Source organism: Pseudomonas sp. BIGb0558, assembly GCF_024807515.1.
GTDB lineage: Bacteria > Pseudomonadota > Gammaproteobacteria > Pseudomonadales > Pseudomonadaceae > Aquipseudomonas > Aquipseudomonas yamanorum_A.
In genome coordinates, this window is record NZ_JANUEW010000004.1 from 41736 (window position 1) to 56055 (window position 14320).

The window sequence follows — 14320 nt, forward strand, 5'->3', positions numbered from 1 at the left end:
CTTATTGCACCTGCTTTTGCACAGCCGGCTCGAAGGGGTAGATACGGTTCCATTCGGTCGCCATGTCCACCACGGTCCAGCCTTTTGTCTTGGCCTCATCGAGCGCCTTGTCCAGGCGCCCGACTTGAGAGTTGCGGTCATAGGCCCACTCGCGCCTGGCGTCGGTGTGGTGCACCAGGCCCATGAAGCGTTTGCCAGCGCCTGCAGCCGTCCACTGCAGCATCTGCAGGTCACCGTCGGAGTTGCCGAAGGCCAGGATCGGCCGGCGGCCAATGATCGAGTCGATGCTTTCCGGCTTGCCCGGGCCGTCGTCGTTGTGGGCCAGCTTGGCGGTGCGCAGGACCTGCGGCGCACCGTCCTTGATCTGGAAAGCGGTGACGAAGTTGGAGCCGATCACCTGTTCCGGCGGCACGCCGTAGACCACCTCGGCAAAGGCGCGCATGAAGGCGGTGTCCCCGCCGGAAACGATGTAGGTCTTGAATTGCTGGCTGCGCAGGTAGTCGAGCATCTCCAGCATCGGCTGGTAGATCATCTCGGTGTAGGGCTTGCCGGTTTTCGGGTGGCGGGCCTGGGTGAGCCAGGTCTTGGCGTTGTCGATAAAGGCGTCGGTGGTGAGGCCGGTGTGGGTTGCGCCGATGATTTTCAGCAGGCCGTCCATCCCGCTTTGGGCCAGGGCCTGATGGTCGTTTTCGATGACCGCCTTGAACGGTTGGGTGGTTTTCCACTCCGGGTGCCGCGGCGCCAGGCGTTTGATTTCGTCGAAGGCAAACAGCACCTCGAAGTAGGCCGGCTGCTCGGTCCACAGGGTGCCGTCGTTATCGAATACGGCGATGCGCTCGGCGGGTTTTACGTAGTCCCTGGAGCCTTCGGCCGTCACGGCCTGGACGAATTCGATGATGTGTTGTTTGCTCGGGCCTTCGTTCCACGACGGCAGTGGGTCGGCGGCCAGGGCCGGCAGGCTGAACAGCAGGAGAAGGGGCAGGACAGAACGGAGAGACGTCATGGGAAATCCTTTTCGCGACGAGGGTTCAGTGGTAGCAAGCGTAGCCGACGAAACAGCCAGCGCAACGCCCCGCAGCCACGTCGCCACAGCGGCGGAATACGTGGCCAGATGCCATGCACGAGGTACGCCGCCAGCACCGACACCACCACGGCAGTGCCCCACGCCAACCCGTGCCGCGACAACTGCCAGCGGCTGTGTTGCCCGAGTTGCTTGAGGTCTTCGGCAATGGAAAATGCCGGGGTGTAGGCGCTCGCCGCGTGTGCCTCGACGCTGACCTCGGGCACTCGTGTGACTTGCAGGCGATGGTTGCGGCTGTCCCACCATTTCACGCTGATGGCGGGCAGTTGGTAATGGCCGGCTTGCTCGACGCGGTACACCTGGCGGTCGATGCGTTGGCCGCCGCTGATGTGGCCGCGTCCATCATCCAGGTTGCTGATGATGGGCGATTGCGGGTAGCGGCGCAGGCCTTTCACCTCGGCCTGGCCAGGCGGTGGCAAGGACAGGCCAGGGGTGTTGTCGGCTTGCAGGGTGACGGTGCGGGTGAGGGTGTCGCCGACCTTGAGCGGTGTGGGGGTGAGGGTTTGGGTCAGGCGCAAACCATCGGCCACCAATACGGTTTCTCCGGGATCGAACCCCGGCGGCTGGGTGGCCTGGAATGACAGCGGTGCCGTCTGCGCACTCAACGGCGCAGTGGCTTGACCGGGCTGGGCCTGCACCGTCAGCGCCGGAATCTCAAAGGTCCGGGCCACCGCAGGCGTGATGCGGTAACGGTAGCGCATGCCGTAGAAGGTCTTGCCCTCGATCACCTGGTTCAGGTGTTCAGCCTCACCGTCCGGTGCCTGCACCCGTGCACCGGGGAGTTGCAAGGGCGGCAGGTTGGCGGCGGCGGTAAACCAGCTGTCGGTCAACACATCGACCTGCAGTTGCACCTGCTCGCCCACCACCACGTCATTGCCGGGCACCAACTGTGCCTGCACCCTCAGTTGCGGCTCGACCGCCCATAACGGGCCCGTCACCAGCAGTAACAGCCAGCAGAGACGGTTCATGGCTGCGCTCCCTGGTCCTGCAGGCTGAACTTGCGCCGCAGGAAGTTTGCCGGGGAGGTCGTCAGGTTCTGCAGCCACAACGCATCGTTGCTCGCCTGCTCCGTTTCGATCGCCTTGCTCTTGCCCTTGCCGGCGGCCTTGTCGAACTTGACCGCATCCGGCTTGACCTCGGGAGCGTTGTCCGCGGCGTTTTCGGTGTCCTTCTTCAGCGCCAGGGCCAGGGCCAGGTTGGTGCTGGCTTCGGGGAATTGTGGCTGTAGCTGCAAGGCTTGTTGATAGGCGGTGATGGCGTCGTCGAACTTGAAGCGGCGTACGTGAATATTGCCCCGGTAAAACGCGGCCTGGGCCGTGTCGAGTTGGGAAAACGTCGTCAGGGCCAGGCCATAGTCGGCGGCGTTGTAAGCGGCGATGCCTTTCCAGTACGGGTCTACAAACAGCCCGGCGGCGGCGGGGTAGTGGTGGTGCTCGAAGGCCCAGCGGCCCTGTTGATCGCGGGTGAAAAATGCATCGGTCAGGGCATTGGCTTCGGCCGGTGCAGGTTGCAGGAACACCCCCAGCACCAGCACCGCCATCCAGTTCAGGCTCCAGCCCCGGCGCACGCTGAACAACGCCAACAGCAACAGCGGCCAGCACAGCCAGTAACCGGCGTCTTTCCATTGCAGGTTGCGCTGTTGCTCGTCGGCATTCTGGAAATGCTGCTGGGCGTGCAGCTCCACCCAGTCCAGGTCGTCATCGTTGAGGGTCAGGCTGCCCAGTGGCGCGTCGGTGGCGGACGCCAGTTGCTTCAAGGCGCCGGCATCGAAGTTGACGCCGACCGCCAGTACCAGCACCTGCAACGGGCTGTCCGCCAGGTGCTGCTTGAGCTGCGGCAGTTGGGCAGGATCGGCGCCGTCGGTGATCAGCAACAGGCTGCCGGGGGCTTTTTCAGCTGCCAGCAGGCGTTTGGCCTGGTCGATCACCCCGGCCACATCGCGCCCGGGTTTGCTGATCAGGTCGGTGGCCAGGGCCTGGATAAAACTGTCCAGCAGCGCCGGGTCGTCCGTCGGCGGCAACACCAGGTGCGCGCTGCCGGCGTACACGATCAACGCGGTGCGCGCACCCTGGCGACGCTGCACCAGGTCCTGCAACTTGTGTTTGGCGGCTTGCAGGCGGGTAGGCGGCACGTCGGCGGTGTCCATCGACGGCGACAGGTCGAGGGCGATGATCAGCGGCGCACGGTTCTCCAGGAAGTCGGGACGGTCCTGTTCCCAGGTAGGCCCGGCGCTGGCCAGCGCGCCGAGGACCAGCAAGGCGCTGACCAGATGCACTGGCCTCAGGCGATGGGAATCCTTAGGCGTCAGCAGTAAATGCGGCAACAGGTGCGGCGCGATATTGCCCCGCAGCCGGCGTTGCAGGTCCTTGCTGCGCCGCCACAGCAACGGCAGCAACAAGCCAGGCACCGCCAGCAACAGCCAGGCCGGACGCAGGAAGTGGAAGTCACTGAGGTTGAGTTCCATCGCGGACCTCCCGCCGTTGCCGTCTCAGGTGCGGCCACAACGCGGCGACCAGGTGATACAGCGCCAACACACTGATCGCCGCCGCCAGGGGCATCCAGAACAGGTCGCGCTTGGGTTGGTGGCTCAGGGTCTTCACCTGGTGCGGGGTGATCTGGTCGAGGGTGGCGTAGACCTGGTCCAGGGTGTCGCGGTTTTCGGCCCGGAAATACCGCCCGCCGGTGGCCTCGGCAATCTGTTGCAGGGCGCTGAGGTTGACCTTGGCCTCACCCGAGGCGCCAGGGTCGCCAATGCCGATGGTATGAACCACCACGCCCTTGGCCGCCGCCATCGATGCCGCGTGGTCGGGCGGGATCGCGCTGCTGGTGTCGTTGCCGTCGGTGAGCAGGATCAGCACCTTTTCCTGCTCGTGGGCCTGGTCCAGCAGTTTCAGGCTCAGGCCGATGGCATCGCCAATCGCCGTATTGGGCCCGGCCATGCCGATGCCGCTGTCATCCAGCAGCAGCGACAGGCTGGCGTGGTCCAGGGTCAACGGCGCCTGGGGATAGGCGCCACTGCCAAACAGGATCAGGCCGATACGGTCGTCCTGGCGGCGCTGGATAAACCCGTGCACCACCTGTTTTACCGCCGCCAGGCGGTTGATCTTCTGGCCGTTGGCGTCGGTAAAGTCCTGGGTTTCCATGGACTGCGAGATGTCGATGGCCAGCATCAGGTCGCGCACCGGCTGTTGGCGTTCGATGGGTTTTTCGATCCACACCGGGCGGGCAATGGCCACTACCAGCAGCGCCCATATCAGCAGATTCAGCAGCAGTTGCAGACGGTTGGTGCGGATGCCGCTGGCCGCCGGCGTCTGTCCCACCGCCCGGCTGAGGCTGGCAAAAAACGGCACGCGCACGGCGCTGCGGGCTTCGCGGTATTCCGGCAGGTATCGGTAGGCCAGCCACGGCAGCGGCAGCCCAAGTAACAGCCAGGGGTAATCAAGCTGCCACATGATGATGCTCCACCCAGGCTTTGCACTGGGCCAACAGCTGGTCGCGTTGTGCGCTGGAAATCTCGGCCGATCCATACGCCAGGCTCGCCAGTTGACGGCTGAAATCCTCCGGCAGCGGCGTGCGGGCATGGCGCAGCAGGAAGGCCTGCCAGGCGGTGCCGCTCAAGGTTGGCACGCGTTGGTGTTCTTCAGGCGCAAGGGGCATCGACAGGGCCACGCGTTTGAGCAGTGCCGGCAACTCCCGCAGGTCTTCGATCGCATCAAGGCGCGCCAAGGCTTCGCGGCGATAGGCATTGCGCCGCCAGTGCAGCCAGGCCCGGATACCCAGCGCCAGCAGCACAATGGCGAGTACCCCAAGCAGCACCCACCAGCCCCATGTCTGCGGCCAGTAACTGACCGGCGCGGGCAGGCCCAACTCCTTGAGCTGTTCAATGCTGGGGATGTTGGCGTTCAACGGCGCCTGCCCAATTCGTCGCGCAGTTGGTCAACCGCAGGCCGCGCGGTGCTGATCATCAGCAGCGGTACCTGGCTGCGGCGCAACAGGCTGGCGACGTCCTTGAGGCGGCCGCCGAGAAAGTCCCCCAGGGGCTGGCGCACCTGGCGTTTCTGTACCGCCAGCTCGACCTGCAATTGACCCTGGGTGACCATCAGGTGCCCGGTGTCGGGCACGTTCATCGCCAGTGGGTCGTAGACTTGCAGGGCGATCACATCGTTGTGGGCCGACAGTTGCCGCATCAATTGCAGGGTGCGCTCGCCAGCACCGGCAAAGTCACTGACGATGCAGATCAAATGATCATGCCCGGCCAGTGCCAGGCATTGTTGCAGCACCTTGTCGAGCTGGCCGTCGGCCTCATGGTCCGGATTGCCGGCGCTCAGCGCGGTGTTCTGCTGGACGATCCGGCTGCACAGGGTTTCGACGCGCTTGCGGCTGCGCAGCGGCGCCACGCTGTCGATACGCTCATCGTTGAATACCAGGCCGCCGACCCGGTCGCCTGCGTTGAACACCATCCATGCCGCCAATGCCGCCAACTCGGCGGCGACGGCGGATTTGAAGCTGCGCACCGACCCGAAAAACATCGACATGCGCTGGTCGACCACGATCAGCGCCGGGCGATCGCGCTCCTCGATAAAGGTACGGACCACCGGCTTGCCGGTACGCAGCGAGGCACGCCAGTCCAGGTGGCGCAGGTCATCGCCGGGTTGGTAGCGCCGCAGCTCATCGAAGTTCAAGCCGCGCCCGCGCAGCCGCGAGGCGTGGTTGCCGGCGAGGATGCTGCCCTGGGGCTGGCGCGCCACAAAGCTCAGGCCACGGGCCTGGAACTGCAGAGCCATCAACTGCCCCAGGGACACGTAGACCAGGCCGTCGGCGTTCATGCCGGGATCGCCACGTTGCCCAGCAGGCGGTCCAGCACCTGGTCAGCCGTGACGCCATCGGCTACGGCGTCGTAGCTCAATTGCAGGCGGTGACGCAGCACCGGGTGCGCCACGGCCTGCACGTTTTGCGGGGTGACGAAGGCCTGGCCTTGCAACCAGGCATCGGCGCGGGCGGCGCGGTCCAGGCCGATGCCGCCACGGGGACTGGCACCAAGGCTGATCCAGCGCGCCAGGTCGGCGTCGTAGTCGGCGGGATGGCGGGTGGCGTTGATCAGGTCGATCAGGTAGCGGTCGATGGCGGGGGACACCTGGATCGCGCTGACTTCCTGGCGGGCGGCGAAGATCACCTCGGGCGCCAGGGTGAAGCCTTGGGTCGTCGCGCTCGCGGCGTGCTGCTCTTCTTCGCGCAACAGGCGCAGCACCTGGCTTTCGTTTTCGGCGGTGGGGTAGTCCAGCAGGACCTTCATCAGGAAACGATCCATCTGCGCTTCCGGCAGCGGGTAGGTGCCTTCCTGTTCGATGGGGTTTTGAGTCGCGACCACGATAAACAAGTCGGGCAGCGGGTGGCTGGCGCCGGCCACGGTGATCTGGCGTTCTTCCATGGCTTCGAGCAAAGCCGCCTGGACCTTGGCCGGGGCGCGGTTGATTTCATCGGCGAGGATCAGGTTGCCGAACAGCGGGCCTGGCTGGAAGCGGATCTGGTTCTGGCCGTCCACCTGGTGCAGCACCTCGGCGCCGGTGATGTCCGAGGGCAGCAGGTCGGGGGTGAACTGGATACGGCTCATCTTCGCATCCAGGTGCCGGGCCAGGGCCTTGACCGTGCGGGTCTTGGCCAGCCCCGGGAGGCTTTCCAGCAGCAGGTGACCGTTGGCCAGCAGGCCGATCAGGATCTGGCGGATCACCTGGTCCTGGCCCAGCACGCTCTCGGCGATGCTGGCTTGCAGGGCGGTTAAATCATTGAGCGCTGTCATCACAGTCTTCCTTGAAACGGTGGGTCACCAGGGCGCGGCGACCACGATGTACTGCACGGAACTGCCGACGTATTGCGGCTGGTACCAGGTGGGCCCGCAGTGCTGGTAGGCCACGCCATTGGCGACCACCGAGACGCAATCCACCGGCACCGTGGTGACCCGGGTGCCGATGGCGAGGATGGTCGCCGTGGTTGCGCCGACGACGGCAGCGGCGGCCCATGGGTGGTACCAGTCATCTCCGTGGGGTGGCGGAGGAGGAGGTGGCGGCGGTGGCGGTGGCGGTGGCATCGGATGCGGCCCGGGTTGTGGCCCTGGATATGGATGCGGGCCAGGCTCGGGATGCGGCCCTGGTTGAGGATGGGGCTGCGGGTGCGGCGCAGGAATTGGCGGCATCGGCCGGGGTGCGGGCATCGGGTGCGGCGCAGGCATCGGCGGGCGGTAACCGCCACCGCCGCCATGGGGCACCACGAACGTGCGTGCACCACCACCTCCACGCACTTGCCAGGCCTGGGCAGCCAGCGGGTCGAACAGCATCAGCAGCAAACTCGCGGTCAGTAGCGCCGAAGTGCTTTTCATGGCTGCTCTCCGTGGGGCTCCAACTGCTGCAAGGGCACCGCGCGGGCGCCGGCCGGGGGAGTGAACTCAAAATCCTTGGGCGCGGGTGGGCTGTTGAGTTGCCACAGGTAATTGACGCTGTGCCGGGGATGTTCGGCGGTGTCGCGGCGACTGATCACCAGCCGGCACGGCAAGGGTTGCGCGCCCTGGCGGATCCACAATTGCCAGTCGATGTCCGGCTGGCGGTAGGCGTAATGGGTGCAGGTCTGGCCGTCGATGGTTTCGCTGCCGATCAACACGGCGTTGCTGATGCCCACTTCCTTGGCGGTGCCGGGGTTCCAGCGGAACAGGTCGGCCAGGGGCAACTCGATGCCATAACGTTCGCTCAACTGGTCGAGCAGACCGCCGATGTTCGCCGGCGCGGCCTGGTTGGCGAAGTAGCCGCTACGGCTGTCGTACAGGGTGAAGCGTTTGCCGTTGTAGAACAGGCTGCGGCGTTCACCGTCGCTTTCCACAGAGACTTGCAGCTTGTCCGGCTGCATCGCCGCGAGGCGGGTCTGGTGACTGAATTCGATGGTCTGGCCGTTATCCAGCACCTGGTCGGTGTGGCTGTGGGCGTCGATGCGAAACTGCTGCAGGCTGCGCAGGTAGCCGCCCATCTGCTCCAGGGCGGTGAGGGCCTTGGGTTCCAGTTCGTCGGCCCAGACGGTGTGGGCGTTCACCAGCAGGCCTGTCAGCAATAAACGCGCGAGATGCATACGGGACATGGCGCACTCCGTTCATTCCATGAAAGTGGCTCTCACCAGACGTACTGCAGGCGGAACGTCCAGGTGTTCACATCCGGCGACCCGGTGCGCTCCGAAACCGTATCGTTATAGGCAATCAGGCCGCCAAATTGCGGTGACAGCATGAACCCCAGGCTGGCGCCCAGCAGGCCGTTTTCCTGTTTGTTGTCTTGCCAGTCGCCGTCGATCCGGCTTTCGCCGCCCCGGTTGTAGGTGGCGTCCAGCGAGACCCAGAGCGCGCGGTTGATGGTGTAGCTGTAGTGACCCTCGATGGCGTACAGCGGTTTTTGTTCCAGCTTGCTGTCGCCGTGGTAGTCCTTGTTGTCGCCGAACAGCGAGACGTAGGTGTTGATTTCAAGCCAGGTCGGGCCGATGGGCGTGCCGAAGCCCAGCTCCGGTTTGAACACCCAACGGTTGGAACCGATGTTGATGACACGGTCTTTATCGTAGTCACCGGTGGGCATGGTCATCCACAGCGCGCCGGTGAGGAACGTCTCGGGTTTCCAGCTGGCGAACTCCTGGGCCGTCAGCGCCGGGCCGCCGAAGATGTTATGGGCGAACACGATCTGCGTGTCGCCCATGCCGCCGTTGCGCTTGGTACCGCTGAAGTACTGCGCATTGTCGAAGGACGCGGACACGTCGGCATAGGGCTGGACAAACTGGATGGCGCTGCTGCGCCCGTCGATGCCGAACGAACGGGCGAAACGGAACAGGTAAAGGTCGGCATTCAACGACAGGCCGGTGATCGGCAGCGTGGTGTCGATCGGGGTGTTGGTGTCGATCCGGTTGTAGTAGCCGAACACCATGTTCAGGTCCGTCGGGGTGTTCTGCCAATCCCTGGCATTGTCGGCAAACCCTATCCCTGGCAACAGTGCCAGCGTGGCGGCCGTTAACGCACTCAGTTGACTACGTGAAGCCATGGCTCTACTCCTTCTAAATACCAGCACGCTTAAACAGTCCTTATTTTCCAAACGTCACGTTGATCCCGGCGAACAGCGTGAATTGGGGCAAGTCATCACCCTTGCGGGCGACGGTCCATTGCGGTTCTAAAAACGCGTTGAAGATATTGCCGCCGGCTTTCCAGGCCTTGCCGGCACCGAAACCGATGGGAATGTAGTGAGTGTCGTTTTTCAGGTCGAAGGTCCAGGTGCCGGTGGAGCGCAGGTACCAGCCCTTGGGCAGGTTATGCATGATGAACGGCTGGAACGTGGCGCTTTCGACATGGGGCCGGCCGCGGTCGCCGGCGAACGAACTTTGGTACTGCACCAGCGCACCGAGCAGTCCTCTTGGGGAAGCATCGATGGCGACGGCGGCCAGGCCGGCCTGCCATTTGCCGGTGCCCAGTTCGTCGTGCTCGGCGGTGGGCGCGGTGATTTGCGGGCCGATGCCCAGTTGCACGCCTTCAGTCTTGAGCAGGAAGATATCGAACAGGTTCAGGTCGCCAATCCCGGTGCTGTAGCCGCTGTGGGGATCGGGCCGGGTGCTGACGGGCAGGGTCGCGCGCAACAGTTGGGGTACGCCCAGGACATCCGACGGCGCTATAGGCAATGTGCCACGCAGTAACAGGTCATTGGTGTGGGCATTGGTGTCGAAGAGCCTGGGGCTGTAGTAATCCTGCAGATTCGCACCCGGCGCGAGGTTCAGCGGGTTATTGCTCTTGTTGGCCGTGTCGGCGTTATCGGCCCACGCCCAGGACGCGGGCAACACTGAAGCCGCCAGCAAAATTGCCGGGACAGACGGTGACCTGAGCATGGCGGCTCCCCAATTCCCTGGAAATAAACCCGATAGCGCATTGATGAAGGCTAAGGGGCTGCCCCTATTCGAACTTGTTTGTAGGACATGTCGTTTTAAGCTAGCAGCAAAATCCAGACTCGCTAGTTAACCGAAAGAATTAGTTGGTTTGTTCGGGAGTTATCACGGGCTCTTTGAGGATTACAGCGAGATCGAGCAGACGTACTTACAGCGCTTGGCCAAAAGCGGACATTCCAAGAGTTTCGCAAATATGGAGCCCATCTACCGAGTTCCGGCCCTCTAACCCTTCAGAACCAACGACATGTCCGGATATTTCGCACACATGAAGTCGACGAAAGCGCGAACTTTCGGCGCAGCAAGGCGCCTGGATGTATGCAATACCCAGAGTGCCGGCTCTTCACCCGAGACCGTGCCCCACTGCACCAACTCGCCACGGGCAAGCTGGTTCCAGGCGATGGACTGGGGGATCAACGCTGCGCCACCGCCCGCGATAGCCGCATCGCGAACCATCAGTAACGAAGAGAACCGCAGCTTGGGGATCGGATCCAGGATCAACTGCCCACCATCGAGACTCCAGTGGGTGGGCTGAAAACTCGACATTACGACGCAGGGCACGGGCCTGATTGCGCCGGGCATAGGCTTGGGCACTTCAGGCGCCGCCACAACCACCAGCCGGTCCTTGGCGAAGCAGCGGCCGACCAAACGGCTGTCCGGGCTCGGGTTGACCCGAATCGCGACGTCATAGTGTTCCTCGACCAGGTCGACCAGGCGATCCTCTGCCACGACTTCGATTTCGACCTCTGGGTAGGCGCTACAGAATTCGACGCCGATACGGCCCATCGCAAGCTGGGAGAACAGCACCGGGGAGGCCACACGCAGGCGTCCGCGAGGTATCGATAAGCCCTCACGGGCAGCCTTCATCGCTTCGGCCACCTCGCCCAACGGGCCTTCTGTGCGGGCCATCAGGCTTTCGCCGGCTTCGGTGAGCTTCAAGCCGCGAGCGCTGCGCTCGATCAGCCTCACGCCCAGTTGCTCTTCCAGGTCGGCGATTCGTCGCGACAAGGTGGCTTTCGAGATACCGCTCGCACGGCTTGCCTTCCCCAGCCCCTCATTCGTTGCGACGAGCATGAAATCGATCAGCGCGTTCAGGTTCATGGTGTTCCATTTTTGAAACGAAGTGTCTGCATTTTGGTGTCTCGGCTTTATCTGTGCAACAGCCTATCTTCTCGTCATCGCAACGCAAGACGAGAAATTGCAATGAACACACTGCAACGCGCTGTATTGATCCGAGCCTACGGCGGCGCTGACGCCGCCCAAGTGGCCGAGATCGAAAAGCCTGAACCAGCACAAGGCCAGGTGCTGGTTCGCGTTCGAGCCGCCGGCGTGAACGGCATCGATTGGAAGGTCCGTGAAGGCCTGGTGCGAAGTGCCTTTACGCTGCCACTGCCCATCGTCCTCGGCGCCGAAATGGCGGGCGTCGTCGAGGTGGTCGGTGCCGGTGTCACGCGCTTTCGTGTTGGCGACCGAGTCATGGGCGCGATGGGTGGGCTGGGCGCGTACGCCGAATTCGTGACCGTCAGCGAAGCGAGTCTTTCCTTGACGCCTGAAACCCTGGACGACGTCCAGGCTGCGGCGATTCCCGTCGCCGCCGTCGCCGCCTGGAAGAGTCTTCATCACGTCGGGCCGATTCACCCCGGCCAGCGAATTCTCATCCACGGCGCGGCGGGCGCACTGGGTGCCTATGCCGTGCAATACGCCAAGCGCGCCGCCGCTGAAGTCTTCGCAACGGCCGGTACGGCTGACCTGGAGTATGTGCACCACCTGGGCGCGGACCACGTCATTGACTATCGATCCCAGCGTTTCGAGGACGTCATCCAGGGCATCGACCTGGTGCTCGACTACGTCGGGGGAGAGGTACTGGATCGCTCGTGGCAAGTGTTGGCGGAAAACGGCGTGATTGTTGGCACCTCATCCCCCGACATTCTGGCGCGCACACCGGCGAATCGCCGAGGCCTCTGGTTCATGAACAAGCCAGATCCGGCATTGCTGGAGACGCTGGCCCAGGAAATCGCCAGCGGCACGCTGCAGTCCCGGATTGGCGAGGTCGTCGGTTTCAGTGACATCCCGCAAGCCATCGAACGCAATCGCAGCGCCTCAGGAACCGGCAAGGTCGTGGCCGACTTCTCTCGCTGACTCACCCTAACTATCCATCGCAGGAGATTCAAACATGAGCATTCTTGTTATCGGCGCCACGGGCACCATTGGTTCACTCATCACTCAGGGGCTTGCCAACGCGGGGGCCGAGGTCAAAGCCCTGGTGCGCCAACCCGGTAAACGCGAATTTCCGGCCGGCGTCACTGAGGTGGTTGCAGACCTCACCGATGTCGCGTCGATGCGCGTCGCGCTGTCGTCGGTGCGCACGCTGTTCCTGCTCAACGCCGTGACGCCCGATGAGGTGACGCAAGCCCTGATCACGCTGAACCTCGCCCAGGAAGCTGGCATCGAACGCATTGTCTACCTGTCGGTGATTCATGCCGACAAGTTCACCAATGTTCCGCACTTTACCGGCAAGCATACCGTTGAGCGCATGATCGAAAGCCTCGACATTCCCGCGACTATTCTGCGTCCCGCTTACTTTATGCAAAACGACCTCATGGTCCGGCAGACGATCCAGAACTACTCGGTGTACCCGATGCCAATCGGCTCGGCCGGCGTCTCGATGATCGATGCGCGCGATATTGCCGATGTCGCCGTGGCAGAACTGCTGAGACGCGACAACGCATCTTCTGCTCTCGATCGTGTAACGCTGGAGTTGGTCGGGCCGAAAGCACTGACTGGCGCCTACGTGGCAAAGACCTGGAGCGCAGCCCTGGGGCGTGAGGTTGCCTATGGCGGTGATGATGTAGCCGCTTTCGAGGGGCAGTTGGCTTCGTACGGTCCGGCCTGGCTGGCGTATGACATGCGCCTGATGATGGCGGGTATCCAGGTGTTCGGCATGCAAGCCGCTGACGGAACAGTGGAGCGATTGGAGGCCATCATTGGGCACCCATTGCGCACCTATGAAGACTTCGTTCGCGAGGCGATTGCCCAGGCATAAACGGTCGGGGCGGGGGGCGAATCATGTTTTGGTGAACATGTCCGCCCCGTACTCGGTCCATACCGCCTTAGTAGACGACCCAGGCGGAGTCGTTGTCGGCCGACAGCACGCAGCGCTCGACCCACCGCACGCCTTCGACGCCAGCGTCGATGCCCGGGTAACGCACCGCGCTGATGGCCTGGGTATCGGCGCGGTCAGTCGCATCCATGGCCAGGGCAAAGCGGTAATAGAGATTGGCCCAGGCTTCGAACAGACCTTCCGGATGCCCGCCGCCAATGCGATCGTCGATCAGTGCATCGGGGTGCAGGTAACCCATGCCGCGCTCGAGTATTTGTGCGGGCTGCCCTTGGACCTCGAAGCTCAATTGGTTAGGGCGTTCATCCCACCATTCGAGACTGGCGCGAGAGCCGATGACGCGGATTTTCTGGCCGTGCATGGAGCCGGCATTCACCGCGCTCGACCAGACCATGCCCATCGCGCCGCCTTCGTATTCCATCAAGGTGTAGGCGTTGTCTTCCAGGGGCGCGCGGCTGGCGACGAAACTTTGCCGACTGCACATCAGGCGTTTGATTTTCAGGTCAGGCAGCATCACTTCCGACAGGTACAGCGGGTGCGTCCCGACGTCACCCAGCACGTAGCTCGGGCCCGCCTGACGCGGATCGACACGCCATTGCGTCGCCTGGCTCTGGGCCTCTACCGGCGCGCTATGGAAACCGTGGGCGAACTGCATGTGCACCATGCGCACGTCGCCCAGTTCACCGGCGGCGATCATTTGCCGGGCTTGCTCGATCAGTTGATGGCCGGCATACCCGTAGGTCACGCCGACGATGCGGTTTTGCTTATGCGACAGTTCGCGCAGGGTTTCGGCCTGCTCGACGGTAAAACACAGGGGTTTTTCACACACCACGTGCAGCCCGGCTTCCAGCGCTGCCTTGGTGATGGCGTAGTGCGTGCCATTGGGGGTGGCGATCGACACCGCTTGAATGCCGTCTGGCCGTCGGGCTTCCTGTTCGAACAGGCTCAGGTAATCGGCGTAACAGCGTTCGGGCTCGACCCCCAGTTGCTCGCCGAATTCGCGGCCACGCGCCGCATCGATATCGAATGCGCCCGCCACCAGTGCGAAGGTGTTGTCACGCAGTGCGGCGCAGCGGTGGATGTAGCCGATCTGGCTCTGGCTGCCGCCGCCGACCATGGCCCAGCGGATGGGTTGGGGGATTCGTTTGCTGCCGTTGATCATGGGGTGTGCCTCGTGT

At 63.6% G+C, this 14320-nt stretch carries 15 protein-coding genes; 2 read left to right on the forward strand and 13 right to left on the reverse strand.

From position 1 onward, the window contains the following. Position 1: 1 nt before the first annotated feature. The 12 genes from M2400_RS07990 to M2400_RS08045 all read right to left on the reverse strand — a co-directional run bounded on the left by M2400_RS07990 (position 2) and on the right by M2400_RS08045 (position 11125). Positions 2–1003, reverse strand: coding sequence for an HAD family phosphatase (locus M2400_RS07990; protein ID WP_259195774.1), 1002 nt, complete (start codon positions 1001–1003; stop codon positions 2–4). Then, positions 1000–2049, reverse strand: a complete 1050-nt coding sequence (locus tag M2400_RS07995) for a BatD family protein (protein WP_259195772.1) — start codon at positions 2047–2049, stop codon at positions 1000–1002. The genes M2400_RS07990 and M2400_RS07995 overlap by 4 nt, the downstream gene beginning before the upstream one ends. Next, on the reverse strand, positions 2046–3545 hold the full coding sequence (locus tag M2400_RS08000; RefSeq protein WP_259195771.1) for a VWA domain-containing protein: 1500 nt from the start codon (positions 3543–3545) through the stop codon (positions 2046–2048). Before M2400_RS08000 ends, M2400_RS07995 begins: the two co-directional genes overlap by 4 nt. Continuing rightward, positions 3526–4533, reverse strand: coding sequence for a VWA domain-containing protein (locus M2400_RS08005; RefSeq protein ID WP_259195769.1), 1008 nt, complete (start codon positions 4531–4533; stop codon positions 3526–3528). Before M2400_RS08005 ends, M2400_RS08000 begins: the two co-directional genes overlap by 20 nt. Continuing rightward, positions 4520–4987 carry a DUF4381 domain-containing protein gene (locus M2400_RS08010; RefSeq protein ID WP_259195767.1) on the reverse strand — a complete coding sequence of 156 codons (468 nt, stop codon included), beginning with the start codon at positions 4985–4987 and terminating at the stop codon, positions 4520–4522. Before M2400_RS08010 ends, M2400_RS08005 begins: the two co-directional genes overlap by 14 nt. Beyond that, complete coding sequence (locus M2400_RS08015) at positions 4984–5907, reverse strand: DUF58 domain-containing protein (RefSeq protein WP_259195766.1); 924 nt, start codon at positions 5905–5907, stop codon at positions 4984–4986. Before M2400_RS08015 ends, M2400_RS08010 begins: the two co-directional genes overlap by 4 nt. Then, a complete protein-coding gene (locus tag M2400_RS08020) occupies positions 5904–6878 on the reverse strand; it encodes a MoxR family ATPase (RefSeq protein WP_259195765.1) in 975 nt (324 codons plus the stop codon). The genes M2400_RS08015 and M2400_RS08020 overlap by 4 nt, the downstream gene beginning before the upstream one ends. Positions 6879–6902: 24 nt before the next feature. Further along, positions 6903–7454, reverse strand: a complete 552-nt coding sequence (locus M2400_RS08025; RefSeq protein WP_259195764.1) for a hypothetical protein — start codon at positions 7452–7454, stop codon at positions 6903–6905. Then, positions 7451–8200: a DUF2092 domain-containing protein gene (locus M2400_RS08030; RefSeq protein ID WP_177114978.1), complete on the reverse strand. Its 750-nt coding sequence runs from the start codon at positions 8198–8200 to the stop codon at positions 7451–7453. The genes M2400_RS08025 and M2400_RS08030 overlap by 4 nt, the downstream gene beginning before the upstream one ends. 32 nt (positions 8201–8232) lie before the next feature. Then, complete coding sequence (locus M2400_RS08035; protein ID WP_177045321.1) at positions 8233–9138, reverse strand: transporter; 906 nt, start codon at positions 9136–9138, stop codon at positions 8233–8235. A gap of 40 nt (positions 9139–9178) precedes the next feature. Then, positions 9179–9970 (reverse strand): hypothetical protein, encoded by a 792-nt coding sequence (locus tag M2400_RS08040; RefSeq protein WP_177077587.1) that lies wholly within the window; start codon positions 9968–9970, stop codon positions 9179–9181. A gap of 279 nt (positions 9971–10249) precedes the next feature. After that, positions 10250–11125 carry a LysR family transcriptional regulator gene (locus M2400_RS08045; protein ID WP_177045317.1) on the reverse strand — a complete coding sequence of 292 codons (876 nt, stop codon included), beginning with the start codon at positions 11123–11125 and terminating at the stop codon, positions 10250–10252. 102 nt (positions 11126–11227) lie between these two features. Between M2400_RS08045 and M2400_RS08050 the strand changes: the two genes are divergently transcribed. Beyond that, positions 11228–12163 carry an NADP-dependent oxidoreductase gene (locus tag M2400_RS08050; RefSeq protein ID WP_259195763.1) on the forward strand — a complete coding sequence of 312 codons (936 nt, stop codon included), beginning with the start codon at positions 11228–11230 and terminating at the stop codon, positions 12161–12163. Between the two features lie 34 nt (positions 12164–12197). Then, positions 12198–13067: an NmrA/HSCARG family protein gene (locus M2400_RS08055; protein ID WP_259195762.1), complete on the forward strand. Its 870-nt coding sequence runs from the start codon at positions 12198–12200 to the stop codon at positions 13065–13067. A 67-nt stretch (positions 13068–13134) separates the two neighbouring features. On the opposite strand, the gene M2400_RS08060 is transcribed toward M2400_RS08055, so the two are convergent. Continuing rightward, a complete protein-coding gene (locus M2400_RS08060; protein ID WP_259195761.1) occupies positions 13135–14304 on the reverse strand; it encodes a Gfo/Idh/MocA family protein in 1170 nt (389 codons plus the stop codon). Between the last annotated feature and the right edge of the window lie 16 nt (positions 14305–14320).

Bases quoted from the DNA above. Each gene is read 5' to 3' on its own strand.
- M2400_RS08015 (WP_259195766.1), bottom strand. From the start codon at position 5,907: ATGAACGCCGACGGCCTGGTCTACGTGTCCCTGGGGCAGTTGATGGCT.
- M2400_RS08000 (WP_259195771.1), bottom strand. From the start codon at position 3,545: ATGGAACTCAACCTCAGTGACTTCCACTTCCTGCGTCCGGCCTGGCTG.
- M2400_RS08005 (WP_259195769.1), bottom strand. From the start codon at position 4,533: ATGTGGCAGCTTGATTACCCCTGGCTGTTACTTGGGCTGCCGCTGCCG.
- M2400_RS08035 (WP_177045321.1), bottom strand. From the start codon at position 9,138: ATGGCTTCACGTAGTCAACTGAGTGCGTTAACGGCCGCCACGCTGGCA.
- M2400_RS08025 (WP_259195764.1), bottom strand. From the start codon at position 7,454: ATGAAAAGCACTTCGGCGCTACTGACCGCGAGTTTGCTGCTGATGCTG.
- M2400_RS08055 (WP_259195762.1), top strand. From the start codon at position 12,198: ATGAGCATTCTTGTTATCGGCGCCACGGGCACCATTGGTTCACTCATC.
- M2400_RS08050 (WP_259195763.1), top strand. From the start codon at position 11,228: ATGAACACACTGCAACGCGCTGTATTGATCCGAGCCTACGGCGGCGCT.
- M2400_RS08020 (WP_259195765.1), bottom strand. From the start codon at position 6,878: ATGACAGCGCTCAATGATTTAACCGCCCTGCAAGCCAGCATCGCCGAG.
- M2400_RS08060 (WP_259195761.1), bottom strand. From the start codon at position 14,304: ATGATCAACGGCAGCAAACGAATCCCCCAACCCATCCGCTGGGCCATG.
- M2400_RS08040 (WP_177077587.1), bottom strand. From the start codon at position 9,970: ATGCTCAGGTCACCGTCTGTCCCGGCAATTTTGCTGGCGGCTTCAGTG.
- M2400_RS08045 (WP_177045317.1), bottom strand. From the start codon at position 11,125: ATGAACCTGAACGCGCTGATCGATTTCATGCTCGTCGCAACGAATGAG.
- M2400_RS07990 (WP_259195774.1), bottom strand. From the start codon at position 1,003: ATGACGTCTCTCCGTTCTGTCCTGCCCCTTCTCCTGCTGTTCAGCCTG.
- M2400_RS07995 (WP_259195772.1), bottom strand. From the start codon at position 2,049: ATGAACCGTCTCTGCTGGCTGTTACTGCTGGTGACGGGCCCGTTATGG.
- M2400_RS08030 (WP_177114978.1), bottom strand. From the start codon at position 8,200: ATGTCCCGTATGCATCTCGCGCGTTTATTGCTGACAGGCCTGCTGGTG.